Here is a 24,538-nt window from a genome sequence, read left to right on the forward strand (position 1 = left end):
AATCTACTAATTCAAAATATCCTTTAACCCGGTAAAACTATCGCTATGGTGAACCGCATTAGTGGCTGAATGCCTTTTTTCGGGATCATACAAATAAGTATCAATCCCAAGTACTGTCGCGGCAGCAATTTCAGATTCTGGATCATCGCCTATTACCAGCATTTCATCAAAAGTATAATTGTACTTTTCCTTGATCTGCTGAAAGATATCCCTCTTGGTAATGGCCGATTTATCGGGATCTACTATGTAAATTTCTTTAAAATCATTTTCAATCTGTAGCTGTCTTATTTTGCTTAGCTGTAGCTCGGTAAAACCTATAGTTACCAGGAATTTGTCGATTTTCAGGTCCTTAGTTTGCAGATAATCCTCATAAGGTTCAATTGCTTCATCACATCGCAGCCCGCGGAGCAATTGTAAGCTATCCTGTTTCAAGTCCTCACTAAAGGCATAAATTTTGGCAACTTTTTGAAAAGGCATCCTGGTAACATCCTCCTGAACCTTTTTATAAGTATCGCTATCCAGCTTTTGCTCCAACAGGGCATATACCGATTCAAATAATTGCGCCCCAATAGAAGCCACAGGGTAAACTGTATTGTCAAGATCAAAAATCAGTGCTTTTTTCATAATTGAGATATCTCAAAAAATAAAACGAATTTTTAATATCGAATTATATAATCAAGGCTTCATCTTTTTCAGAAAGATATTTAGTAAATTATTAAACCGGGTTCCCGTTATTATCTGTTTTAATGCTTTGATTCTGAAAGCGGAAAAACATTGCTACCCAGAGATCGGTATCCTTAAAATAAAAGAAAAGCGCGCCATCCTGGTATACACCATTATTTGCTGCCTCTTTGCCCGAATCGCCCTGGTTCATGTGCACATCATGCACGCCCAAAGCCGGGTCGGGGTTAAAATATTGGGTATTATCTTTTATACTGCCCGAGGTATTATCATCCCAGCCCGAGCCAAAAGCAAAAACCTCGGCGTTGGGATTATTGGTTGCCTTTAATACCCAGGGATTGAGATCATCATTCAGGTCGCTACCATTAGTACCTATAGCTGCAGGCGGCACCAGCGTCATTGCCCCTATGGGGAACAGCGCCGGTGTTGTACGCAAATAATCAAGCCCTAACCCGCCGGGCAGAGCTGTTTTTGGCGTAAAACCAACCTTCGCCTGCAACATTTGCGCTGTTAAGGGATGAACGAAGTTCTCATCCTTGTAATACAGCAATATCCTGTCGGTATCCAATTTTGTACTGCCCCCATTAGCATAATGGACCTGCGCGCCTGCTATCTCTGAATAAACATCAATAGCCAAACGGTATAACTGGTCGGCTTTAACTTCAATCTGGTAATGATCGGCGGTATTTTTGTAGGGGATGGAGTTAATTACTTCACCTCTTAATAATCCGTAATTTAATGCCATAGTTTTAATGTTAGATTGACTATTATATTTACCGCGTATTTATACAATTGATTCACTTACGGAATTAAAATTATCTTTCCTGAACTTTTTCTGCTTTCCAAATAATCATGCGCCAGCTTCCCTTCTGAAAGGCTAAATACAGCCGGGGATGGAATCATGATATCTTTATTAATTATCCAATTAAATAACTGGGCCGCTCTTTTTTGTCTTTCTTCCCTTGAGGTAAGATAACTCCATAAATCGCCGCCTGTAATTGTTTTTGAGGTATCCATTAACATTCTCGGGTCTACTAAATCCGGCATCCCGCCCGACATGCCAAAAAACACCACTTGTCCGCAGTCTTTTGTTACGGAAAAACTATCTTTTAAAGTACTCCCAATGCTGTCATAAACTACATCAACACCGCCAAGGCTGAAAGACAGCACCTCTTTTTTCCAATCATCTGTATATAAATATACCTGATCGGCCCCATGTTTTAATGCAATGGCCGCTTTACTTTCAGATGATGTTAAGCCAACAACTGTAGCGCCCAATAACTTACTTATTTGAGTTAATATAATCCCAACACCACCGGCGCAGGCATGTATAAGTACCGTTTCTCCCGATTTAGTTTTATGGCTATCCGTTGCAAGGTACTGAGCAGTGAGGCCTTGCAATAAAACAGAGGCAGCAGTTTCAAAACTAATCTCCTCAGGCAATGGAATGGCATGAGTAGCAGGCACGGCTACCCTTTCAGCATTAGCAAATGGAACATCAGCAAAGCCAATTCTGTCACCTTGTTTAAAGCCCTCATTATTATTTGCGTCTATTATAATACCCGCACCTTCATAGCCCGCAATATAGGGTGGCTGCCCAAGCAGGTGATAGTTGCCTTTTCTGCGATAAATATCTGCAAAGTTTAATCCTATTGCCTCCGTTTCAACCAGAATTTCATTAGTTTTTAATACAGGTTCCGGAATATCCAGATATTCAAGTACATCTGAATTACCGAATGTTGAAAAGGTTAGTGCTTTCATCACGCTATGATTATTAAGTTATATAACTTCGATACTAGTACCGCGTGCAGTCAAATATAAAACTAATCATACGTACCATAGGCAAGGCACTTATCATAAGTAAGCCATAATATTATACCAGCGCCACTATTATTTAAGTACGCTATGTTTTAAGCCGACAATTGTTTTTCCGCAAGTATGGTACCATCTATCCGGGCCTTTATTTTAGCGAAAGCTGTTTCACGAGTTGTTGAAACATCATCGCAAAAAGGCGAGAACCCACAATCATCGGTTGTACCCAACTGCGCTAATGGTATATATTCAGCTGCTTCCAATATTCTTTCCTTAACGTCTTCCGCGCTTTCAATTGCCGGGTTAAGTACATCTATAACACCTATAAATGCCTTTTGGTTGGGCTTAAGATATTGTTTTATGGTTTTTAAAACCTTTACCCTGTCTGGCTCGCTGGCTAATTGTAAATAAAAGCTGCCAACGTTCAAATCAAAAAGATGCGGTAAAAGATCAACATAATCAACATCCGCGCTGTGCGTTGAATCATGGTCGCCACCGGGGCATACATGAACCCCTAATTTTTGCTGTTCTTCGGCGGTGAAACGATTAAAAACCTGGTTATTCAGATCAATAAAATGCTTTAATACACCACCCGATGGGTCTAGCTTAAGCGATAACCGGCCCTCAGTAAAATCCATCTGAACCTTATAGGCTCCCTGCTGTAAACATTGCCTGATATCCTTTTCACACTCATTTAGCAGATCGCTTATAAATTGCTCCTGCGTATAACCTTCAATGCCGTTCGGCGGATAGATCAAACTTAATGCTGATGCAGAAATGACCGCTTGCTTAACCGGCTTATCGGTTAGTTTCTTAGCTGCATCAAGGTACTTTACGGCATAGTTGCCATACTTAAAAGGCCCTTTAGTTAAGAAAGGCAATTGACGAAAATGCCCGTCCTCGAAACTAATTTTCATACCCTCAGCTGTTAAATTGGTGAGGCCCTCAAGCGGATAGGTTGCAAAGCTCGATTTGGTTTGTTCACCATCGGTAATAACCGGGGAGCCCGTTTTTTCAAGCGCTGCTACCGTTTCGCGAATGGCTTTTTCATATTGTTTTGGCAGATCAGCTCCACCATTTGCTGAAGTAATAGCTGCTAATAATTCGGGAGATCTCGGGATGCTGCCTATAGGTTCGGTAGATATCTTCATCTTGATTGATAAATTGGTTTCTTAAAGTTATAGCAATTTATCCAACTTAAAAAGCGTCACAACTACAATTCTGAAATTTTTGTAAATGAACAACTAATACGATCAATTTGATTTTGATTTTTTTGAAGACACTCCCGGATCAACCTCAATATCAATACCTTTGGCACCATTAATCGACATTACCCTGTATAAGCGAATATCACTCACGCTGTGTGGTAAAGTTGTAAGTATAATAGGGCGTACCTTTAGCATATCAGCCATCATATTACTTATAAATTGAGGATCATAAGTACCAATATCGGGCATGGCAGAGCTGCCGCCTTTAAGCCATTGCATGCTATAATTACGGGTACGACTCGTCAGCAATCTGCCATCCGCTTTAGGGGAGGATGTATCCATAAGCACAGAATCATTCTCAGCCATAATACCCAGTGCCAGTATTTTTGCCTGCGCACTTTTGCCGCTTATTAAAAAATGGCCGGTTATGTCACCGGCTATAAATAATGCTTCACCTGTAAAATCATTCATCATAACCGAAGGCAGCACGACATGCAGTGGCGTAGCAATATGATCGCCATCGCCTATAAAAACACTCTTACCTGAAAGTTTAGTCCAGGTGCTTTTAATACTCCCTTCGTACCAGAAATCCTGCACCATCAGGTTACCGTTTATTATTTCGTTGGATAGATCGTTATTTGATGATGCCCCGCTATAAATAATTGTTCTGCCTTCAGCGGGTTTTCCCTGATCGGCTAGCGGACCACCAATAATACTCACCGCTTTTTTTAAACCGGAAAACTGGGTGTCATAAGCGAATATGACCGTATGATCAAGCTGGTTTACCAATAAGCCTGTTTGCCCGCCAACCTGGTGAAATTCCTGCATAAAAATTCTTGACCCTTTTTCATCAGCATTTGTGATCAGGATATTAGTGCTTACCGTATTCCCTTTAAATGTTATATCGCGTATGGTTGCTTTTGATGGACCTGCAATAGATATTATAGGCCCGGCTGTTGTACCACTCCAGGTTAACATACTGGCATACCGATCACCAAATCCATCGCCCACAAGCTGGATATCGCTATTGGCAGGGATGAAGATAGTACCCGAAATATTATAATTACCATAAGGAAAATGAACAACGGGCCGCGTTCCGGAAAATTTAGCCGCCTGGTTAATTACAGACTGAATAACGGAATAACCAGCCCCAACAGGCACCTCAAACACCCGGCGCTTAAGATTTGGTTCTGCACCCGAGAGTATTGGTGCCGAAAGATTTATAAGGCTGGCCCGGGAAGCTGTTTTATTATTATAGGTATTACTATTACTACCTATAGAAATCGGATCAGCAACAGTAAATTCATTACCCATGCAGAAAGCATTTGAACTGAATGCAGCTACCGTACCATTTGCCGAATTTCGCGACCTGACAATATTATTTATAAAAATAATTGGCCCCTGATTGCCTGTGGTTATCGCCTGGGTATTTACAGGGTCAATAATGGTATTCCCTTCAATAATTATAGATGATGGGTTACGGCTGCTAGCGGCAGAAAAGAATTGTTTGGAATTAATGGAAGTATTGCCGCGAACAGAAAAATCGCCGGTATTGTTCATGGACATATCACTAATGGCCGAATTGCGAAAAACACAGTTATATACCTTGAAATTGCCCGCGCCATAGGTATTCGTTACCCCAACACCACAATCCTGAAACGATGAATTACGCACCCAAATATCGAGCGCGTTAAAATTACCCAGGCTAACACCAGCCTTTGTATTACGTATAAAATGATCGCGCAGAATGGATGTTTCGGCAAAGCCATGGCCCAGCGAGCCGCCGTGAATACCGAACGCCACATCAATAAAAACGTCATCGGCATATTCATTACCGGTATCAAAATGCGGCTGGTTGCCATCCCATGATTGCTCTACGGCCACATCGGCAATGCGGTTCCCATTCCAGGTAAGGCGATCAAACTTTGAATACGCCGTACCATTAACCTGTAACATTGTACCATGAGCGACTCCTCCCCATTTTATAATGGTATTGGCAGGATCGGCACCAATAACAGAAACATTAATGTGATGGTTGATGGTTAATGTTGAACTGATCAAATAGGTACCTGCGGGCAAATAAAGCGTATTATTAACAACGCATGTTGCCACTGCATCAAGCGCCGCTTGCAAGGCACGGGTATCATCGGTTACACCATCGCCTTTGGCGCCAAACCCTGTTTTTGCATTTAACCAGCTGCTAAATGGGCCAACAAATTCATCATCAGTTTTTGGGATGGAGCCATGCGATATGGCAGGTTTACCTTGAGAAAAACTATTTAATGCAAGGCATCCTAATAATAAAACAGATAGATATTTGGTTGAGAGATGCCTAAAATTCATTGATGTTATTAATCAGGGATACATCACTAAATTACGATAAAAAAATGTGCGGTTAACAACTGGTAAAAACAGTCAGCTTATACATATTATCATCTTTCATACTTACAGGGCTTAACCAGCCCTGTAAACCAACTTCAGCAGTACAGGGCCCATAAGTAATGATCTTAATTTTTCTTAGAAGCGACTCTTTCCTCAAAGCCGCCAAAACCTCCTGCATTATTTCACCCCTAAAGGGCGTAAACATAAAAAATATAGTCCCTTCAGAATAATCGGCTTGCCGGGCGTCAGTATTTATAAATTTTACTTCCGGTAAATTAAGCTCCGTGGCACAATCCCTTGCATAATCGCAAAAAGCAGGTTCAAATTCTACACCATTTACGGTGACCCCGGTGAGCAGATTTACCAATATAGCTACCTGGCCTAATCCTGATCCTAAATCGAAAAAAATATCCTCCTGCATTAAGGAAACCTGTTCTGCCATTTCAAAAACTACCCGGGCTGGCGTTTTCTGATAATACACCATTTCCAGTTCCAGCTCTTTGGTCTGCTCGGGCATAGCTTGCAGCGAGAATAAGCCATTGATAAAGATATCAAGGTTATCATAGCCTGCTTCTTGCTGGTGCTGACTATCACTTAAATCCAGATCAATGTATTTATTGATCATTGCTTTAAATTCATTTCCCGCACACCCGACCGACCGGATATCTGCCCGCAATTTTTGAAAAAGCTTACTATCAATTTCTTCGAGCTTAGTTTTTATTTTTTCAGCGCGATCTTTTAGTAAATGCAGTTCATCAGGTGCAGTTGTTTTTTGCAGGAGATCTTCCAGCTGATCAATAATATGAAATTCAATAAAGTCGATAGCCTCTATACGCTTATCGAAATTCTTTTCTTCGTAAAGGACCTCGTTTTTTTCTATTGACCTGATATGTGATTGTATTGCTGAGATGACCATCTTACTGCAATAAAGCTACGAAACACTTTCGACCATTAAAATAAAAGCCAATCGATATATACGGGTCAGGTTGAAAGATTGAATTGATAAAAAATTAATTATTGCTCTGGATATTTTCTCATAAAGATTTTTTATCTTCCCGGTTTAAACCCCCTTAACCAATGTTTTATAGCCTAATTATTATCGCAATCATCTTTTTTATTACACATGTGGCATTATTGCTTACTGCATTCCCTAAATCAGAACTGGCCCGCACCCGTTATTTTTATTCGCACTTAACCTTATGGATCACCGGTATAACTGTATTTATACTGGCCGTTTTGTACGCCGGTTCCGGCCAGTCAGCCTTTTTAGATTATTTCAACACCCCATTGAAAAAGGCGATGATCCTGGTTTTTACATTTGCCCTTTCGTTAACCGCGCATTTAATCGTAAAGCTATTGGTGCTGCCTTTATTGCGGAAGAATTTGCGTTAAAATGCGCAGCAGGTACGTCAGTAGACGAGGGCGATGCAATCGCTAACCCATGTAAGCACTCGTTGCAAACGAGCGTAATTACTTGTCAGGATTTTTTAATGGCACTAATTGATGCTCAATCAAATATCCCAGCGCCTCTTCTACAGCCATGGTTGGGTTTTTAGGATTATAGCCCAGCTCATTTCTTGATTTTGACAGGTCAAAGTCCTGTTGTAAACCCGAAAACATGGCAATGTCTTTAGTGCTTAGTAAAGGTGCTTTGCCGCTTATTTTACTGCCCAGCTCCATTAGCCAGGCAATAACAAATAAAACAGGCTTTGGTACGGCAACCGGCAATTTGATCTTTAACCCGGGGAAAAGCTGTTGTGCAATTTTAGTGGTATCCTTAATAGAGGTGCATTTTTCATTGGCCAGTATATACCGCTCTCCGCTGATCCCTTTTGTTGCTGCTAAATAACAGCCTTCGGCAACATCTTTCACATCAACCCAGTTAAGTGCAATATTTGTTTCAACCGGGATCTCCTTTTGCAGGATCAGCTTCAGGATATTGTACGATACATTTAATGGCGCAAAGGCCTCGCTCCCTATCATGGCTGAAGGTAAAACTGCTACCAACTCAATATTATATTTCTTAGCCAGTTCAAAAGCCAGCTTTTCGCCATCGTTTTTTGAGTTGTAATACGTATCCCTCCGGTCGGGGTTATACCCATAGTTTTCTTTAGCCGGTATAGCAGTATAATTTAAGGCAGCTATCGAGCTCACATATACAATCCTTTTCACTCCCGCCTCCGCGGCTGCTTCAATCATGTTTCGGGTGCCCTGGATGTTCACATCATAGATCTCCTTTTGAGGATCCTTTGCCCAAAGTTTAAACGCGGCCCCTACTGCGTAAAAAGTTTCAACACCCTGTAATGCTTTTATTAATGATTGCTTATCGGTAATGTCTGATTGAACAACTTCGCAATCCAAACCTGCAAAAGGTTCTTTGTTGCCGATATTTCTGACGGCGGCCCGTACCAGGATACCTTTACTGATCAGTAGCCTTACTAAATTATTGCCGAGGTGCCCGTTTGCACCATTAACGAGTGATAATTGCTGATTTGCCATTTGCTTATTTTTTTAATAATTAATGGCACAAATCTCCCGACTATTGCACCGAAACCACTTGACAAATGTTAGGAATTCATCCGCTTGCGTATCCGGCTCAGGCTTTCCGGTTTCATCCCCAAAAAAGATGCGATATATTGAACCGGCACATGATGTATAATACCCGGGTAGTTTTCGATCAGTTTTTTATACCGCTGTTCTGCGCTTAATGTCGCCAGTTCTTTTGAACGGTTCTCGTTATAAGCGATAGACTGCTGAAACACGCCGATACTGAAATCTTTAAACGCGGCACTTTTTTGGGTTAATAGGTCTAAATTATTTTTAGTGATCCTGAGTAGCTCACATTCGGTTATGCATTCTACATTTTCATCTGCTTTTGTTGGATTGATAAAATGAGAATAAGAAGTTAAAAATCCTGGCGGGCAATTGATGTGGGTGGTTACCTCGTCGCCATTTTCGTTATAATGAAACAGGCGCATAAAGCCTTTTACAACAAAGTATAGGTATTGGGGCACCGTGCCGGCTTCTTCAATAATCCTGTTTTTTGGAAACAGTACCGGTTCAAAATATAGTTTACACAAATCAATATCATACTCAGTTAACGGTACCTTTTGAGATATGATATTTAGTAAATGATTGTGCATGCTGCCAAGTTATCAATAAATATCCTCACATAAAAAAGCCTTCAGAATTTCGTCTAAAGGCTTTGATTATCTTGTGATCTTTGTGTTACTTTTTAGCTGTGGCGCCTGTAGCTGCGGCAATAATTAGCTTTGCTACATCCTCAGGGTGCGATTCATAAACTGAATGACTGGCACCTTCAATTTCCACGGTGGTGCTTTTAGCGCGTTTGGCATACATACGTTCCAGATCAGGGTTAATAATACGGTCGGCTTTGGCTACCATATACCAGCTTGGCTTTGTTCGCCAGGCGGGATTCTGGATAATAGCATGGAATACGGCATCTGCTACCGGCATTTGCGCATTGGCTGTAAACTCAGCAATTGATTTTGGAAGATCAGCGGCAAAATCAGCATAAAAACTTGCCGGAGCTATATAATCAAACCCATCGGCACCCTTTTGAAGTGATTTATAGGCAGATGGATAAAGCTTTCCATTGCCGCCCTCGCTTTCACCATTATCAGGTGCATGCGCAGCTATATAAACCAGGCCCGCAACATGGTCGTCGTTACCGGCAATTGTAATAATGGCTCCTCCGTAGCTATGTCCAACTAAAATACACGGGCCATCCTGCATAGCTAATACCCTTTTTACTGCGGCAACATCATTATCAAATGAGGTGAGCGGTTGTTGGGTTACACTAACATGATATCCCTTTTTAACTAAAATATCGTACACCGGTTTCCAGCCCGATCCATCTACAAAAGCACCGTGAACCAGAACAATATTTTTGATACCTGCCGGTTGCTGTGCATCAGCAGTAAGAGTAATGACTGAACTAAAGATGATGGCGCAAAGCAGCGCGATCCCCATTTTTAAAATTGATTTTTTCATGGTAATAGATTTTTATTTTTAGATGATCTGTAAGCTAAACTTTTAATCCACCGAAAATGCTTATCATCATAACAGATAGCACGATTAAAGTTATTAAAATATAAAGCCTGTCTTTTTCAATTACGAAGCCCACAAGAGAAAACGCAATGCGTAATATGGGCGTTGCAATAAGTACTACCACGCCAAATTGTATAATACCCCGGGCATTTAATGTGCCTAAACCTGTTATAATTTGGCCAATGCTGGTAAACCCGGCTTTTGTACCAATAAATTGGCTATATGCCGGCAAAGCCAATCCGCCCGACTGCTGCAGATAAATTAATCCACCAGCAAGCACTATCAGGCTGGAAATAATTACGCCATACCTGAGCTGCAACCCGATAAATTGTTCTATATCCCGATCGGCAAATAAATGTTTCGAAATAATTTTTTTCATGGCTGTTGTTATTAAAATTGATGGTTATAACCGTTGTAGATCATTTCAACCGCTACAAAAGAAATAGCAAGACAAAAGATGTATTTTAATACTTTAGGGTCGAGCCTTTTCAACAATTTCGCCCCGGTGAATGCACCACCCAGAACCCCCAGAACCACCGGAAAGGCAATGCCAGGGTCCATATACCCTCTTTGCAGGTAAACAACCGCGCTCGCAGCGGCGGTAACGCCGATCATGAAATTGCTGGTAGTGGTGCTAACCTTAAAAGGGATATGCATAGTTGAGTCCATAGCCAGCACTTTTAGCGCCCCCGAACCTATCCCCAATAATCCCGACATGATGCCTGCAAGGGCCATGATGGAGAAGCCTGCACCAACATTTTTTAATTTGTAGCTTACCGGGCCCTCTTTAGTGGGGTAACTGCTATCGAGTTTTAATTTTAAGGATAGAGCGCTGCCGGTTGTTAGTGCCTCCTGGTTTTTCTTGCGGATGGTCATGGCGGCAGAGAACAGTAATATGGCCCCGAAAAGTATAGCAATAGTATTAGTAGGTGTGTATACGGCTATTACAGCTCCCGCAACCGCGCCTGCGGTGGTAGCAATTTCAAGAAACATACCTAAACGGATGTTGGTGATGCCCTCCTTAACATAAGCACTTGCCGCGCCCGATGAGTTGGCAATTGATGCCAGTAAGGCGGCACCTATAGCGTAACGGATATCGACATGAAAAACCAGGGTGAGCAAAGGTATAACTACCACCCCGCCCCCTAAGCCGGTGAGCGAGCCCACCAACCCGGCCAGGTATGCCCCGGCAAGCAAAATTAATGTGAATGTTAGAATTGTCATGATATATATGGTATTAATAAATGTTTTCTAAAATATCCCTGATGATACCCGCGTATTTTCTATCCTGCCTGATCCTTGCCAAAGCTTTATGCGATAATTTCTTTTGTTTCATTGTCTTAATTTCCATTACAAACATACGATGTTTTATTTAAACATCAGATGTTTAAGATTTGTTTTTTACTATCATATGATATTTTAAGGTGAATTATCAATAATTAAGAGTGGAAATCCTTTAGTGGAATACAGAATTTGCCATCAAGTAATTCAATGGTATTCAGGCTAAATAATTATATTTGAGTTATACCTAATTGACCAAATTGATGAAGAAAAACCTACTCACCCTTATCTGTACCGTTTGTTTCTGCGGCATCGCATTCGCACAAAAAACAGATACCATTACGACAGCATCCGGCTTGAAATATTTTTTTAAAACCAAAGGCAGCGGGGCCGCATTTATCCCCGGGCAACTGGCCATAGTTGATTACATTTTAACCCTGACCGATGGCAAACAAATAGACGCGACCGCAGATCGCGGGACACCATTTGCAGCGCAGGTGCCAGGTAAACTCATAAAGGGCTTTAATGAAGCCATACCGTTAATGCATATTGGTGACAGGGCCGTATTTATACTACCATCAAATATAGCTTATGGCGAAAAAGGCACCGGCACAATCCCACCAAACTCGACACTCATTTTTGACATAACCTTATTGGATACCAAAGCAAAATCATTAGGTATGGTTTTGGATAGCATACTTTTTGCAAAACCGGTTACCGCAGATTCGAAGCCGCAAATAGATACCGTGCTTAAAACTTTTAATACGCTAAAGAAAGCAAAGTTTAAGGACCTGTACGTATCCGAAGATGATCTGAATAGTATAGGCTATGAGCTCATTAAGAAATACCCGGCTGATGCCGTGGAATTGTTCAAACTGAATGTGAAGCTATACCCAAAATCATACAACGCGTATGACAGTTTGGGCGAGGGTTATATGGATATGGGTGATAATAAACAGGCGATCAAGAATTATGAAAAATCGCTAAAGCTCAATCCTAAAAATACTAATGCTACGGATATGATAAAGAAGATGCAGACGGGTGGGAAACCTTGAGTTATTGTAAGTTTAAGCACATGCGATATGCGTGCGCCAGCATGAGGATGAATGAGTACAGTGAACGACAAATTAGATTGTCCATGAAGCCATTGTAGTATACTTAATCAAGTGCCTGAAGAGCATTTTATCTATATGATAAACGATGATTTGAAGATCCTTTAATTTATCAATAACATCTCTTTGATTTATCCCAGTTGGAATGCCATTATGTGCTATTGCAGTCCGAAAATCATTATATGATTGAAGTAAATTTTTAATATCCAACTTTGCACTCTTATTCAATTCATTAAATACCTTATTAATTCCTACTCTTTTGAACATTGTATTTAAATTATCTGGTGAAGGATACTTTTTATTTTGATAAATCTTTTTTGCACTTAATCTTGGAAGACATTTAGATTCATCAGTCAAATGAAAGTGTACATCAGAAAGTCCATTGGAAATAAGCTCGATATAATTAGGTTCGTTGTTTTCAAAAAGTAATTTTTTAAAACCATTGACTAAAAACAGTTGATTCAGATAAACTGCCCGTAAGTTTTTAGGTAATTGTGTTGAAGTCAAATTGAGTGCATTGACTTTTTGTATCCAAGAATCGAAAAAGTCCTCGAAATACACCTCCATTTTTGCAGAACCGAGCATAATGCAGCAACTTAACACATAATCTCTTGTATCAGAACTGATTGATTTATTTTTTAATGTATCCTTAATTATCGAAATCATCTTAACAATTTCAATATCGATGGTTTTCCTAGCTAAGCTTTTTGTATATGGCATTAAAGTACTGCTTTTACTAATTCATCTACTATCGATACTCGTTTGTTTATAGGATTTTTATCGCTTGTTGAAACACTTAAGGTTTTGATAAATTCTTCTTCATCGAATTTTTCTCCTAAATTCTTTATTAAAATCTTACTAACGCTAGGCTTTACCACCAATGCCTCTGAATATGAGCTTACTGATAACATTTCAGCATCAAAAAGTGCCGCGTTAAAATTATTAACAGGCTTTAACTGCTTGTCAAATATCTTAAAAGCTAGACTTCCGAATAAAAGTAGAATGTTTTGAATGGTCCTTTTGAATAATAACGTATATTCTAATTTCTTATCCTCTGTTAATTCTTTATTAGCATCACAAAATTCATTTAAAAAATTAGCCAATGGTTTTTTATAATTCTCAAGATTGTAATGAAATGCAAAAAACCTTATTATGAGCTCTTCGGATTTCATTCTTTTGTTAGCGCTTAGATTAATTAACTTCTGCCAATTTTTATCTTTCGCCAGTTCATTAACAAGCTTCATAAAGGAACCGTGGTAGAGACCGTGGCGTAATTCTTGTGCAGTTAACTTGACAGAACCGGAATTAAGTCTTTCAAAAACATCAAATTTTATTTGAGGATGGGTGTCTTTAGCTATTACAATACATCTCAAGGTACGATTGAGTATGTGTCTTTGAAATCTAGGATCTAAATCATAAAATTTATTACCCTCAAGTTCTGGATAAGCTGTTAATCCCTTTAATCCGAATTGATTTCTTATAAATTTTTGAAGGCTCAATAAACGTTGATTTCCATCTATAACCGATAGTTTTTCATCCTTCTCTTGATTTAAATAAATAACAGGAATTGGACATTGTATAATTAATGATTCAATCAATCTTGATGCTTGAGCCTCACTCCATACATATCTCCTTTGAAACTCTGGAATAAACATATCTCCTTTTGTTAATGAATCAATAACCGTAGATATAGAGAAATCCAATGTTTCAGTGTGTAGACGTCTCTGCTCAGGAGGAATATTGATTATCGACTCACTTAGCTCCTCTTCCGAAAGAGTTGGAAAAAGTATATCTGCCAGGTTATTTTCTTGAAGCTTTCTCTTCGCCATGATAAATTATTAATTTCTTCTAATATTACACAAAAAATAATAATATAGCATAAGCGTTTGTAGCCTAAAAGATTGTATGAACAAAGAGTCGAAGCTTAAAAACTTTGACCTAAAATACTACAAGCATCCTGCTTGAGCAAAAAACTTATTAATGTGCTCTCCCCTGCTCACTATCCGCCCCGCCGGTTTCCCGTTTTGGAGGGTTGTTGGTTGATTTGCCAAAGCTATAGGTAAATGCCAGGGTTGCCACCTGCGTATCCACAAAGTTGTGAAACGTTGCAGTTGCATTCTCAATATTGGTGATAGTGCCGCTCGGGCTAAAGGTGTGCAGGATATCGCGCATATTTAACTTGATGGAGCCTTTGTTATTCAATATTTTTTTCTGAATAGCTGCATTCAGCATGCCCTTGGGTAGGGTAATAAACTGACCATAAGCCCCGCCGCTATCATAAAAGCCGCTGATTTCGGCACTCCAGGTTTTTGATATCGTGAACTGGTTACTGCCATTGAAATCAAATGTATTTTTGGATTGATTGAGGTAGCCTGTATAAAATTGCCCCTGGTAAGTATTGTTATAGAATTCGGCATATAGGTTAACCGTCCACCATTTGGCAGGCTGCAAATTTGTGTTTATTGAAAAATCTAATGTTTTCAGTTGCCCTATGTTGCCGGTGGTGCTGATGAACACGTTGCCATCGTTATGTATAGTTTCACCTTGCACATCGGTTGTATAATCATAGGCAACCGCAACTGTAAACAGGCTTTTAAAGCTATAGGCCAGTTTATAATTATCGGTAAACTGCGGTTTCAGGAAGGGGTTACCCGAAAAGTAGGTGAACTCATCCACAAAAAAAGTAAAAGGGTTTAAACTGCTATAATTAGGCCGGCCTACGCGACGACCATAAGAAAGCACCAACACGTTATGCTTCGCTGTATCCAGATTATAGGAAAAATACGCGGTCGGGAACAGGTTTGTATAATGGTTAGCAAATGATGAATCAGCCTTTTCGGCATTCCCCAGCTGATGCCCATTGCCATTGGTATTCTCAACCCGCAAACCTGTTTGTAACGAGAACCGGCCGAAATCCTTATTAAAATTAACATAGGCGGCGTTTATATTCTCCTTATATAAAAAGCGGTTGGTATTGTTATAATCAATGGTGCTTACGCCATCAACCACGTTATAGTAATTTGCGGCGTTATCCGTGTTTACATAGCTACTCTTAACACCGGCCTCCAGCTTTGCTTTGCCTTTAAGCGGGTGGGCATAATCGGCCTTGGCAGAATAGATATTGATGGTTGATGGCAAATTATCACTCAGGGTTTGCGAATTTGTTAAAGTACCATCGGGTAAAAAGGTATTATTTACAAACAACTGGTTGCTGTTTGATACATCACGGATATAGTCCAGGTCGAAATTTAGCTGCCTGCCCGTACTATCATACTTATGGGTATAGTTCAGGTTTATGCCTTTGCTGTTAAACTTATCTTTAGATGTATTTTGGGTATTGATGGTTGAATCCAGTTCGCCGTTTTTGCCATAGAGCAAGCTGTATACCGGGCTATTGTCATGATCGGGTGCTATGGTACCGGTAAATACTACGCCCCAGGTTGTTTTCGGCGATGCATAAAAGTCCATACCTGCCTTAATATTTGTATTGTTATTTACCGGCCTGAAATACGAAATATCTTTTAGCGAAGAGGTTTGATCGCCGTTCGCATCAAAATAATTCCGGTCGATCTCCAGCCTCCTGAAAGTCTGGTTTCCATTGTAAGCAATGTTGGCAAAAAGGTTAACCTTGTCTACCCGGTAATTCATGTTAATGCTCTCATTAGTGCGGCCATAAAAGCCCTGCGCGTAATCTGCCGATACCACGGCATGAAATCCCCTGATGGAATTCTTTTTAGTTTTGATATTGATCACACCCGCGTTTCCCGCAGCATCGTACTTGGCCGGCGGGTTATCCATCAGCTCTATTTGATCTAACGACGAAGCCGGTAACGAGCGCAGGTAAGTAGCCAGGTCGGCAGCCGAAAGATAAGTAGGTTTATCATCAATCATCACCAATACACCGCTTTTACCCTTAAATGTAATATTGCCATCGGCATCTACCTGTACGCCGGGCGACTTTTCCAGCACTTCCAAAGCATTGGCGCCGGTATTGGATATCAGCGCGCCTACGTTAACTACCGTGCGATCGATCTTTTGCTGTACATATGACTTTTGAGCGGTCACGGCTACCTCATTCAACGTTTTCCCGGTTGATGATAAAATAAACGGCGGCAAAGCAACCGGTTTTTGCTGACTGATTACCACATTGCTGCTACGGTAATCCTTATAGCCTATATAGGTCACTTTTAGTATATAAGTATTGTCTTTTAGATTTTGAAAGGTGAAACTGCCATCCGGGTTAACAAGCTGGGTACTTACCTCTGTCGAATCCTTCGCGACAAGCAAAATCACGGTCGCGCCGTCGAGCGGTTTTTTGGTATTATCTAAAACCAAGCCCGAAATTTTACCGCCCCTTGTTTGTGCACCGGCAAAGTTGATTAGGAATAGTGTGAATAAGGCTGGAAGAAATATCCGGATCAGTTTCATGACCATAAGACACTGGTTTATCTGGTTTCGTTACATATTTAGGGATAAAAAACAAAAAAGCGAAGCATATTTTTAATGCTCCGCTTTCAAGTGATCATTAGACTGCAAAATCCATGAATTTACGATATACCTTGATACCTTTCGATTAATATCTTCATGCTGGGCACTTTGTTTATAATTTAATGTCAATTTGTACTGAATCAGTTGTTTCTTCTTTTGATTCAACCAATTCTATTTTGATTTGCGGGTCGTTTTCTTTTCTCCGGGAAAGAGGCACAGGAGCGCCGCCGGCAATACTGATACCGATACTTGCTAAACAGATCATCAGCACCAGGCATGCCAGCTTCAATGCCTTTTTGAAACTTTTCATGTTTTTAATAAATTATGAATGGTCGCAGCTCTGCCTTAAGGCCGTCAAAGCTGCTTAAACTGTTGGGAGAATTATGCTATAAAGCAATCAGCAGGGTCTTCACCTGGATTTTGAGGAATGATTTTGAGATGATGGGATCTCCGGCAGATTTGTAAACCATCGGCCTGCCGCAATAACTGGTCAAGCTTAACCTTAGATAGTCTGCCATAAGCTAATAAATGGCACGAATGAAGCAGGCTGGCGTTGTAAATGAATTGGGGCCGAGCGTGTTCTCTCCGTATTTGATAGGCAATGGCCCGGTAACCAGGCTTCGCATTATTGGAAAATACAAGTTCAGTTCGTGATTTTTGTGACTGAAAGATAGACTGGCCAACAGGGCCCGAAACAGCAAAAAGACTAACGACAAGGGTTGAGATAAGCAACCATTTTGCCATCAGCGCTTTGAGTTTGATATTCCGGCTGTTTGTCATCTAATCAAAGGTAGGCTTAATTTTTATTATCCCAGTTTTGGATGGAGCGACATTGTCCCCCGACTAGTCGAAGTTTGTAAACTTCGACCTAAAATATTGCATGCATTCTACTTGTACAAAAAAGCCTTTAGACTTTCATCCAAAAGCTTTTTAAATAATGTGGTGCTTATACTACAAAACTCAAACTCTTTTATGGGTGAGTTGCATTATGCTGTGGGGTAGATATGGTTCGGTGATAACACTGACGATAGGCTGAAATTCACGTTGAAGCTTCTCTTAAACGAGTCGTGCTGGCCTGACCGGGGCTACCAGGCGCGTTATTTATTTGTGATATTCCAGACAGACTTCATTTCATACAACTCCAATTGTAAAATATTGATAGAGTTTTGGGAACAGGTAAATGTTAACCCTTGCTTATTAAATATTGAAAGTCTTTCAACAACGTAATGCTCGCCACCATTGATAAAGATCTCGGAGGAAGTTTTATCGATTATGATCTCAATAGTGTTGTCACCCGGTTTACACTCATTACCGGCAATACTCAAAATTTCGTTCCCATTGTAATTCAATCGCAAACTATCGTTTTGACCAATCGTAAATTTTGCCTTGATATGATATGCACCGGATATGAATTTTGCCAGCTTATCGTTAGCCTCACCTGCTTTTAATGATGCCCATTTATTGGATGTGGTGTGCAAAGTTTCTATTTCGCGGATAGGGTTGGCCACAAGCTTGATCCCCTCTGCAGTTGTGCGCAATGAAAATTCTGTAGGAAATAACATCATTTGGGTAAAAGGCATATTGGGGTGCGCTATCCTTCCCCAGGCAATTTGTACCCGCCTGTTATCCGGCATGTTAGCAAAAGACTCGGCCGCATATAAAATATCCGGATCCGATTTACCGACGGCATACCGCATTCTGGGCGTTTCGGGCGTGAACGTTTTTCCATCAAAACTGCCGATAAAGTAATCTGCACTGCCGCCATGTAACACCCATTTTTTATTATTTGTATTCTCATCTACAGGTAATTCAAAGAAATCAGGGCACTCATGCAGGCCCATGAAGTGGCTTTGCTTTTGCCATTTCTTCATATCTGTAGAGTTATAGAACGACATCCCGTCCCTTTCAAACAATACCATCACCCAGGTTTTAGCCGGCTCATAATAGAATACTTTCGGGTCCCTTGTATCATTGGTTTGCATCTCCCAATTGCTGTCAATGATGGGGTTTCCGCTATACCTCTTAAATGTTTTGCCTTCATCCGTGCTGTAGGCCATACATTGCACCTGTTTAAAGGAAGTAAGGTCGAAAGCAGTATAGTATAATATCATGGTATTTTTACCCCAGCCCGCATCATTATTTTTATCAATAACTGCTGTTCCAGACCAGGGTGAACCTAAACTATCAAGCATCAAAGCGGGCTCATGTTCGGTCCAATGGAGCATATCCTTACTGGTAGCATGCCCCCAATACATATAACCCGTATTCCATGACTTGCCGAACGGAAATGCCTGCCAAAACAAATGATATTGATTGTTAAAATAAATGGGGCCGTTGATATCATTACTCCAACCTCTTTTAACTGTGAAGTGGACCTGGGGTCTTAAACTTTCTTTGTACAGGCTGTCCTCCCCGTTGATCCTGTCATCCTGGTAGATACGGCTTAACGCCTTTTCAGTGGTGGGGCATGACAGCGTAATTGTTTTGCCCTTAAATTCAGTGACATCAATAAAAATCCAATAATTCACAGCATCTTCTGCCAGTTGAACAGGGAACTCCCGTTTGCTTAAGCCATTGATGTTTATTTTAAAAAGCTTCATCCTCGCCCGGTTACCAACAGGGATGTTGAGGTATTTTTTTTCAATTTTAAATTGCCTGTCAGTGGCTTTTACAACACCGTTTTGAAGCAGAAACAAAAAAATAACAATGCCTATGGCTTTGCTTGCCAGCCTAATCAAGTTAGGTTGATACTCTTGTGCGCAATTTATTTTATCATTCATACTGAGGAATATGTTTCTAAAAAACGTCATGGCCATTTTAGCGGATTGATTTCTTATGTTTCTTTGAATGCTAAATATAGCCAACTTTTAAATTAACCAACTCGTGTGGCGTTGCCTGACAATCAAAAAGCCTTCAGATTTTCATCTGGAGGCTTTTGATTTATCATGTGGTCCTTAGACTACAAAACTTGAACTCTTTTATGGCTAATTTGCATTGTGCTTCCAGTTTGTAGTAAACATCTGGTGCGGTAACAACATCGACTATAGGTAAATAACTTATTATCTATGGATTGCTCTTTTTTGGGGAATGAACCGTGGATTATCGTTAAGATACATTGCGCTGATTGGCCCGAATGTTTCATGCTTTAAAATGATTGGGCTGACAATTGGTAATTTATAAATTGCCATTTTCTTTCCCAGCATCTTGTTACTGTCAATTTCAACGCAAATCAGTTGCTCGCCATATTTTCTAACGACCGCATATTTAAGGGTGTCTTGCACAACCGCGAAATCTGTTTGACGATACGCTTCGCCGGCACCAAACCATTGACAAAACATTAATGGATAAGATATAAGGTAAGTCATCCGAGAAATATAATTGTTTGATAATCGATCTTTTTCGGCTTGGTGTTTAATTTGAACATCGGTTTTTTCAGGCTTCGGTTTGTGTGACAACGCCACGATAATCCAAATAACAAATAGCAAAACAATAAATCCAATGATACCGAATGCCATGTAGGATAAATTTTTAATCGAAAAAGGAAGAAAAATTCTCGCCGCGGCTGCTGCTGCAACTAATTGTGCAATCAAAGTAGTAAACGCCTTATGACGATATGACTTGGCTGACAAGCCGCTAAATAGAGATAATATCAAAAAATAAGTAATGAAAAACAGAACCAAACAACTTAAAACATGTACGGCATCTTTCAAAATCGTATTCAAATCCAACGTAATAACATTATCTGCTATGTTAAACTCCTTGAGGTATGCTACCTCGTATTGATAGGTGCAGATATACATGTAGGCCGAAAAGATCGCTAACGAGAGCGTTACGGTTTATTAGCTTGTGGTAATATTTCAGGGATATGTATATTATCACCGGTATGAGAGAAACTGCTGTTGCAATACTTTTTCAAATAATCATTTAGTGCAAATGAGGCGGCATTTAATGTATTGGCTTTAATAAACAGTTTAGCGTCTTTTGTATAATAAACTGCCGTATCTGTTTTAGTTTCCCCGGGTATTTTTTCAAAAACGACCTTGTTTTTTAGCCCTGGAAGCCTACGGGAAATTAAAGATTGTATGCCACCAAAATCTTGTGCGTTAGTTGTAAATACAAGAAAGCAAAAAACAAGTAAAAGCAATACGCCCTTTTTCATAACCATCAAACCTGGCTTTTCCATTTATATCAGTTAGTATTAAATAAGTGTTTGTTTATTGCAAATGATACAGGACTTTTCCATCTATATCAGTCCAATCGCCTTTATCACTTTTCCATTTTAGTTTCAATTGTGGCGATATTCCTTTTTGCAACAAATAGTTTAGTTTTATCGCGTGATAACCTGCCTTTAAATAAACATCACGTGTAAGTTCTGTATTAGGTTGATAGCCGAAATCCTCATCAATTAATGTCGCCTGATGTAAGCGCAAATAGGCATTTCCAGTTGTTTGCATGGAGAAAGTATATTTGCTATCAGCCTGGATTTTTATAAATCCTTCGTAGCAGATCATCCCAGGTTTATTGTCGGCTTCTTGCCCGCTTACACTTTTACTTTTACCTTTTTCATTCGGGTTCAAATTCTTTTCAGAAATTACCCAGGGGAAATTCCCTTTGTAAAACTTCCAGCTAACACCTGATATTAATTCGCCTGCAACTGTATCTGCTGGAATCAGGACGTTATCATAAGGACGAGGTGCTTCAGCATCAGGGTGGCGTACCTGCAATACCTTAGTTTTCATTTGCGCTTGTATCTTTTCATACCCCGGTTTCAGGGCTAGGTTATCAGCTTCTTTGGGGTCCTTAACTACATCATATATTTCAAAATCATCATCAGCCGATTTAACCTGGTACCGTACACCAACCAGGCCGCCCATCCGTATCATCTGCATCTGGTCTCTTTTCCTGTTTCTACGACTGGTTTCAAACTCCTTAAAATTCGGGGTCCTTCCACCTTCATAATACTCTACATATACCAAACTGTTTTGTTGTTTACCCTTGCCTGTTAAATCAGGTAATAAAGAAACGCCGTCCGTTCTGGCCGGAGGCTGAATATGTGCTGCATCTGCAAAAGTTGCCATCCAGTCTGACAGCATACTGGGCGTGGCGATCGTTTTTCCGGGAGTTATGTGATTGGGCCACTCAGCTATGGTTGGCATTCTCAAGCCGCCTTCCCAGCAATCTCTTTTTATACCATCAAAAGGGCCGTAACTTCCAAAAAAAGTAGGATGATTGGCAATATAAGCGGCTGGCAGATATGACTCAATAGATGGGCCATTATCAGAAGTAAAAATAACGAGGGTATTATCATCTATCTTCAAGTCGACCAGTAATTGCATAATATCTCCAACAGCATCGTCTATTCTGCGGGTAGCTGTGGCATATCTTTTATAGGTTTCGGGCCACGCCGCTTCGGGTGTGGCGGGATTATTATCATCATCATAAGTAGCATTGGCATATTCGGGATAGGTATATGAATCTACCTGACCACTTGCTGTATTAATCATGCGCCCCGGCTCGCCCAGCCATTGCAGGCCACCCTTTAATCCCCCGCCTTGCGGATAGGCTTGTGTAGGGAGCTCTATAACGGCGTGCGGGGTATCATAGGCCAGGTACATAAAGAAAGGTTTTGCAGCATCCTTACCTTTTTCATGTGCTATTATATATTTTTTTGCAGCAGCAGTCCATAAATCAGTTGTGTAACATTTACTTAAACCTGCCGATACTTCTTTATAATCACTCCATACTTGTTTTTTTTCACTGTATACGCCCTCAACCGGATAATGCTCATGCCCGTCCATATGGCGCATATACCCATAATAAGTATCAAAGCCTCTTTTTAGAGGATGCGCGGGCCAATAGGGGCCTTCTTCCTTAACGCCTTGCAGCCCCCATTTCCCAATCGCTACCGTATTATAGCCTGCCTGTTTCAATACAGTTGCCAGGGTATGGTTATTCTCCAGCGCTTTATCGAATTGATTATCTCTAACGTTCGCATTCCCCTGGTTAACACCCGTTAATAAAGACGCCCTTGACGGCGCACATACGGGGGCATCGCAATATTGCTGGGTAAACCTGGCTCCCTTCTTTGCCATTATATCCAAATTAGGAGTTAGCTCATAAGGCTTGCTTCTATCGCCTGATTCTTGCCGTTGTTTTTGAAAAAATACACCTACATCCCCATAGCCCATATCATCCGTCAAAATAAATATAATGTTGGGCTTTTTTTGAGCATGGGCTGTTAAACCAGAAAGGCTCAGCAGTAATAAACTTATAGTGATAATAGTGGCGTATTTTTTTTTCATACAATTCAATTTTTTAGTTTACTATTCTTTCCATTTCTTAAATAGTTGCCATTTGCATGAATTAATCATAATAGAAACTGCACTCCATAAATGAGACCAGCCGAAGTCAGCCTTGTTAATCATCAAACTAACCAATCTCATTGGTTATTCCTTTAAAAAGAAGCAACCTTGCTTTATATAACTTAAGACAATTTGCTCATGAGTATGTTGTATCCGTAAAATGAAAACATTATAATCGTATAATTAGATTTTACTATTTTGGTGCCGATGAGAAGTATTTCAAACTATATTGTCGCAGATAAGAATACTGATATAAAACTCGAACTCTTTTATGGATGATTTACAGTGTGCGGCGGATTTAGCGGATAATTGATCTATATAAAATTCTCGATGATTCATTTCCCGCTTTAACAGAACTAAAACACTACACTTGGTTGATGGATCGCGCAATACGAAATCCAAGATCGTCAATTTTAAAACTTGTTGGATGACTTCGCCTGCGATTTGTTGCCATACAGCCCCTTTGCTCATCGCACCAGCCACCACCACGGAAAACACGATAAGATCCATAAGCCGCCTCATCATATATGTCAGAACACCACTCCCAAACATTACCCAGCATATCATACAGTCCCCATGGATTAGGGGTCTTCATTCCAACCTTGTGAGTTTTTTGTTCCGAGTTTTGCTTATACCATGCAATGTCATCAATCTCGCCGTATCTTGGCCCGGTTGTTCCCGCCTTGCAAGCATACTCCCATTCAGCTTCAGAAGAAAGTCTATATCCATTGGTATTTAAGTTAAATACTATATCACCCGATATACCTATAGCATAACAAGGTTCAAGCTCCATTTTTAATGAAAGCTTATTACAAAACAGCACAGCATCTCGCCATGATACATTTTCAACCGGATTTTCCTGCCCTTTAAATTCACTGGGGCATTCGCCCGTAATTTTATAATAAAGCGCTTGTGTTACCGGATATTTGGCTAACAAAAACGGTTGTATTTTAACACTCCAGATATATTTTATACGGTCATCTCTTAAGGTAACTTCCCCTTCGGGTATTGACACCATCTCGCCAATTATGTTTTCAATATCTTTTGCCTCATTAGTTCTTTCCATTATAGTGTTATCTGTATTACAATTATTTATGGGTTAAAACTAAAAAAAAGCCCTTAGATTTCCATCTAAAGGCTT

The 24,538-nt window shown here is 40.2% G+C and carries 23 protein-coding genes; 2 read left to right on the plus strand and 21 right to left on the minus strand.

What is annotated here, in order from left to right:
• Positions 1-6: 6 nt before the first annotated feature.
• From BLU33_RS20910 to BLU33_RS20935, 6 genes are all read right to left on the minus strand, one after another.
• On the minus strand, positions 7-624 hold the full coding sequence (locus BLU33_RS20910) for an HAD family hydrolase (protein WP_091377802.1): 618 nt from the start codon (positions 622-624) through the stop codon (positions 7-9).
• 91 nt (positions 625-715) lie between these two features.
• The gene (locus BLU33_RS20915; RefSeq protein WP_091377805.1) at positions 716-1,426 is read right to left on the minus strand and encodes a YukJ family protein; all 711 of its coding nucleotides are present in this window, start codon (positions 1,424-1,426) and stop codon (positions 716-718) included.
• 56 nt (positions 1,427-1,482) lie between these two features.
• On the minus strand, positions 1,483-2,442 hold the full coding sequence (locus BLU33_RS20920) for a quinone oxidoreductase family protein (RefSeq protein WP_091377807.1): 960 nt from the start codon (positions 2,440-2,442) through the stop codon (positions 1,483-1,485).
• Positions 2,443-2,591: 149 nt separating this feature from the next.
• A complete protein-coding gene (locus tag BLU33_RS20925) occupies positions 2,592-3,644 on the minus strand; it encodes a cobalamin-independent methionine synthase II family protein (RefSeq protein ID WP_091377811.1) in 1,053 nt (350 codons plus the stop codon).
• A gap of 102 nt (positions 3,645-3,746) precedes the next feature.
• Complete coding sequence (locus BLU33_RS20930) at positions 3,747-6,044, minus strand: right-handed parallel beta-helix repeat-containing protein (protein WP_091377815.1); 2,298 nt, start codon at positions 6,042-6,044, stop codon at positions 3,747-3,749.
• Positions 6,045-6,096: 52 nt separating this feature from the next.
• A complete protein-coding gene (locus tag BLU33_RS20935; protein ID WP_091377819.1) occupies positions 6,097-6,999 on the minus strand; it encodes a class I SAM-dependent methyltransferase in 903 nt (300 codons plus the stop codon).
• A gap of 161 nt (positions 7,000-7,160) precedes the next feature.
• Between BLU33_RS20935 and BLU33_RS20940 the strand changes: the two genes are divergently transcribed.
• Positions 7,161-7,475 (plus strand): hypothetical protein, encoded by a 315-nt coding sequence (locus BLU33_RS20940; RefSeq protein WP_091377822.1) that lies wholly within the window; start codon positions 7,161-7,163, stop codon positions 7,473-7,475.
• 78 nt (positions 7,476-7,553) lie between these two features.
• On the opposite strand, the gene BLU33_RS20945 is transcribed toward BLU33_RS20940, so the two are convergent.
• The 5 genes from BLU33_RS20945 to BLU33_RS20965 form a co-directional block, all read right to left on the minus strand.
• The gene (locus tag BLU33_RS20945; RefSeq protein ID WP_091377825.1) at positions 7,554-8,582 is read right to left on the minus strand and encodes an NAD-dependent epimerase/dehydratase family protein; all 1,029 of its coding nucleotides are present in this window, start codon (positions 8,580-8,582) and stop codon (positions 7,554-7,556) included.
• Positions 8,583-8,650: 68 nt separating this feature from the next.
• A complete protein-coding gene (locus BLU33_RS20950; RefSeq protein WP_091377828.1) occupies positions 8,651-9,226 on the minus strand; it encodes a Crp/Fnr family transcriptional regulator in 576 nt (191 codons plus the stop codon).
• A gap of 85 nt (positions 9,227-9,311) precedes the next feature.
• On the minus strand, positions 9,312-10,097 hold the full coding sequence (locus tag BLU33_RS20955; protein ID WP_197684527.1) for an alpha/beta fold hydrolase: 786 nt from the start codon (positions 10,095-10,097) through the stop codon (positions 9,312-9,314).
• Between the two features lie 34 nt (positions 10,098-10,131).
• Positions 10,132-10,533, minus strand: a complete 402-nt coding sequence (locus BLU33_RS20960) for a DUF1634 domain-containing protein (protein ID WP_091377831.1) — start codon at positions 10,531-10,533, stop codon at positions 10,132-10,134.
• Between the two features lie 11 nt (positions 10,534-10,544).
• Entirely contained in the window at positions 10,545-11,378 is an 834-nt protein-coding gene (locus BLU33_RS20965) for a sulfite exporter TauE/SafE family protein (protein ID WP_091377833.1), read from the minus strand.
• Positions 11,379-11,698: 320 nt separating this feature from the next.
• On the opposite strand from BLU33_RS20965, the gene BLU33_RS20970 reads away from it, so the two are divergent.
• Positions 11,699-12,490 (plus strand): FKBP-type peptidyl-prolyl cis-trans isomerase, encoded by a 792-nt coding sequence (locus BLU33_RS20970; protein WP_091377836.1) that lies wholly within the window; start codon positions 11,699-11,701, stop codon positions 12,488-12,490.
• Positions 12,491-12,562: 72 nt separating this feature from the next.
• Here the strand turns inward: BLU33_RS20970 and BLU33_RS20975 are convergent, their stop codons facing one another.
• The 10 genes from BLU33_RS20975 to BLU33_RS21020 all read right to left on the minus strand — a co-directional run bounded on the left by BLU33_RS20975 (position 12,563) and on the right by BLU33_RS21020 (position 24,463).
• Positions 12,563-13,267: a HEPN domain-containing protein gene (locus BLU33_RS20975; protein ID WP_091377839.1), complete on the minus strand. Its 705-nt coding sequence runs from the start codon at positions 13,265-13,267 to the stop codon at positions 12,563-12,565.
• Positions 13,267-14,376 (minus strand): DUF262 domain-containing protein, encoded by a 1,110-nt coding sequence (locus BLU33_RS20980; protein WP_091377843.1) that lies wholly within the window; start codon positions 14,374-14,376, stop codon positions 13,267-13,269. Before BLU33_RS20980 ends, BLU33_RS20975 begins: the two co-directional genes overlap by 1 nt.
• A 148-nt stretch (positions 14,377-14,524) precedes the next feature.
• A complete protein-coding gene (locus BLU33_RS20985; RefSeq protein WP_172829278.1) occupies positions 14,525-16,975 on the minus strand; it encodes an outer membrane beta-barrel family protein in 2,451 nt (816 codons plus the stop codon).
• A gap of 172 nt (positions 16,976-17,147) precedes the next feature.
• Entirely contained in the window at positions 17,148-17,345 is a 198-nt protein-coding gene (locus BLU33_RS20990; RefSeq protein WP_091377849.1) for a hypothetical protein, read from the minus strand.
• A gap of 71 nt (positions 17,346-17,416) precedes the next feature.
• Positions 17,417-17,815 carry a hypothetical protein gene (locus BLU33_RS20995; protein WP_091377852.1) on the minus strand — a complete coding sequence of 133 codons (399 nt, stop codon included), beginning with the start codon at positions 17,813-17,815 and terminating at the stop codon, positions 17,417-17,419.
• A gap of 317 nt (positions 17,816-18,132) precedes the next feature.
• Positions 18,133-19,815, minus strand: coding sequence for a glycoside hydrolase family 32 protein (locus BLU33_RS21000; protein WP_157682292.1), 1,683 nt, complete (start codon positions 19,813-19,815; stop codon positions 18,133-18,135).
• Between the two features lie 279 nt (positions 19,816-20,094).
• Positions 20,095-20,745, minus strand: a complete 651-nt coding sequence (locus tag BLU33_RS21005) for a hypothetical protein (protein WP_157682295.1) — start codon at positions 20,743-20,745, stop codon at positions 20,095-20,097.
• Between the two features lie 119 nt (positions 20,746-20,864).
• Entirely contained in the window at positions 20,865-21,218 is a 354-nt protein-coding gene (locus BLU33_RS21010) for an alpha-N-acetylglucosaminidase N-terminal domain-containing protein (RefSeq protein WP_091377861.1), read from the minus strand.
• Between the two features lie 31 nt (positions 21,219-21,249).
• Entirely contained in the window at positions 21,250-23,337 is a 2,088-nt protein-coding gene (locus BLU33_RS21015) for a sulfatase-like hydrolase/transferase (RefSeq protein WP_091377864.1), read from the minus strand.
• Positions 23,338-23,761: 424 nt separating this feature from the next.
• Positions 23,762-24,463 (minus strand): formylglycine-generating enzyme family protein, encoded by a 702-nt coding sequence (locus tag BLU33_RS21020; protein WP_197684528.1) that lies wholly within the window; start codon positions 24,461-24,463, stop codon positions 23,762-23,764.
• Positions 24,464-24,538 lie beyond the last annotated feature (75 nt).

This window comes from Mucilaginibacter mallensis (assembly GCF_900105165.1).
In the GTDB taxonomy this organism is placed as follows: domain Bacteria; phylum Bacteroidota; class Bacteroidia; order Sphingobacteriales; family Sphingobacteriaceae; genus Mucilaginibacter; species Mucilaginibacter mallensis.

Bases quoted from the DNA above. Each gene is read 5' to 3' on its own strand.
- BLU33_RS20970 (WP_091377836.1), top strand. From the start codon at position 11,699: ATGAAGAAAAACCTACTCACCCTTATCTGTACCGTTTGTTTCTGCGGC.
- BLU33_RS20980 (WP_091377843.1), bottom strand. From the start codon at position 14,376: ATGGCGAAGAGAAAGCTTCAAGAAAATAACCTGGCAGATATACTTTTT.
- BLU33_RS20960 (WP_091377831.1), bottom strand. From the start codon at position 10,533: ATGAAAAAAATTATTTCGAAACATTTATTTGCCGATCGGGATATAGAA.
- BLU33_RS21000 (WP_157682292.1), bottom strand. From the start codon at position 19,815: ATGAATGATAAAATAAATTGCGCACAAGAGTATCAACCTAACTTGATT.
- BLU33_RS20965 (WP_091377833.1), bottom strand. From the start codon at position 11,378: ATGACAATTCTAACATTCACATTAATTTTGCTTGCCGGGGCATACCTG.
- BLU33_RS20975 (WP_091377839.1), bottom strand. From the start codon at position 13,267: ATGCCATATACAAAAAGCTTAGCTAGGAAAACCATCGATATTGAAATT.
- BLU33_RS20945 (WP_091377825.1), bottom strand. From the start codon at position 8,582: ATGGCAAATCAGCAATTATCACTCGTTAATGGTGCAAACGGGCACCTC.
- BLU33_RS20950 (WP_091377828.1), bottom strand. From the start codon at position 9,226: ATGCACAATCATTTACTAAATATCATATCTCAAAAGGTACCGTTAACT.
- BLU33_RS20995 (WP_091377852.1), bottom strand. From the start codon at position 17,815: ATGACAAACAGCCGGAATATCAAACTCAAAGCGCTGATGGCAAAATGG.
- BLU33_RS20925 (WP_091377811.1), bottom strand. From the start codon at position 3,644: ATGAAGATATCTACCGAACCTATAGGCAGCATCCCGAGATCTCCCGAA.
- BLU33_RS21015 (WP_091377864.1), bottom strand. From the start codon at position 23,337: ATGAAAAAAAAATACGCCACTATTATCACTATAAGTTTATTACTGCTG.
- BLU33_RS20910 (WP_091377802.1), bottom strand. From the start codon at position 624: ATGAAAAAAGCACTGATTTTTGATCTTGACAATACAGTTTACCCTGTG.
- BLU33_RS21020 (WP_197684528.1), bottom strand. From the start codon at position 24,463: ATGGAAAGAACTAATGAGGCAAAAGATATTGAAAACATAATTGGCGAG.
- BLU33_RS20935 (WP_091377819.1), bottom strand. From the start codon at position 6,999: ATGGTCATCTCAGCAATACAATCACATATCAGGTCAATAGAAAAAAAC.
- BLU33_RS20955 (WP_197684527.1), bottom strand. From the start codon at position 10,097: ATGAAAAAATCAATTTTAAAAATGGGGATCGCGCTGCTTTGCGCCATC.
- BLU33_RS20920 (WP_091377807.1), bottom strand. From the start codon at position 2,442: ATGAAAGCACTAACCTTTTCAACATTCGGTAATTCAGATGTACTTGAA.
- BLU33_RS20985 (WP_172829278.1), bottom strand. From the start codon at position 16,975: ATGAAACTGATCCGGATATTTCTTCCAGCCTTATTCACACTATTCCTA.
- BLU33_RS20915 (WP_091377805.1), bottom strand. From the start codon at position 1,426: ATGGCATTAAATTACGGATTATTAAGAGGTGAAGTAATTAACTCCATC.
- BLU33_RS20940 (WP_091377822.1), top strand. From the start codon at position 7,161: ATGTTTTATAGCCTAATTATTATCGCAATCATCTTTTTTATTACACAT.
- BLU33_RS20990 (WP_091377849.1), bottom strand. From the start codon at position 17,345: ATGAAAAGTTTCAAAAAGGCATTGAAGCTGGCATGCCTGGTGCTGATG.
- BLU33_RS20930 (WP_091377815.1), bottom strand. From the start codon at position 6,044: ATGAATTTTAGGCATCTCTCAACCAAATATCTATCTGTTTTATTATTA.
- BLU33_RS21010 (WP_091377861.1), bottom strand. From the start codon at position 21,218: ATGGAAAAGCCAGGTTTGATGGTTATGAAAAAGGGCGTATTGCTTTTA.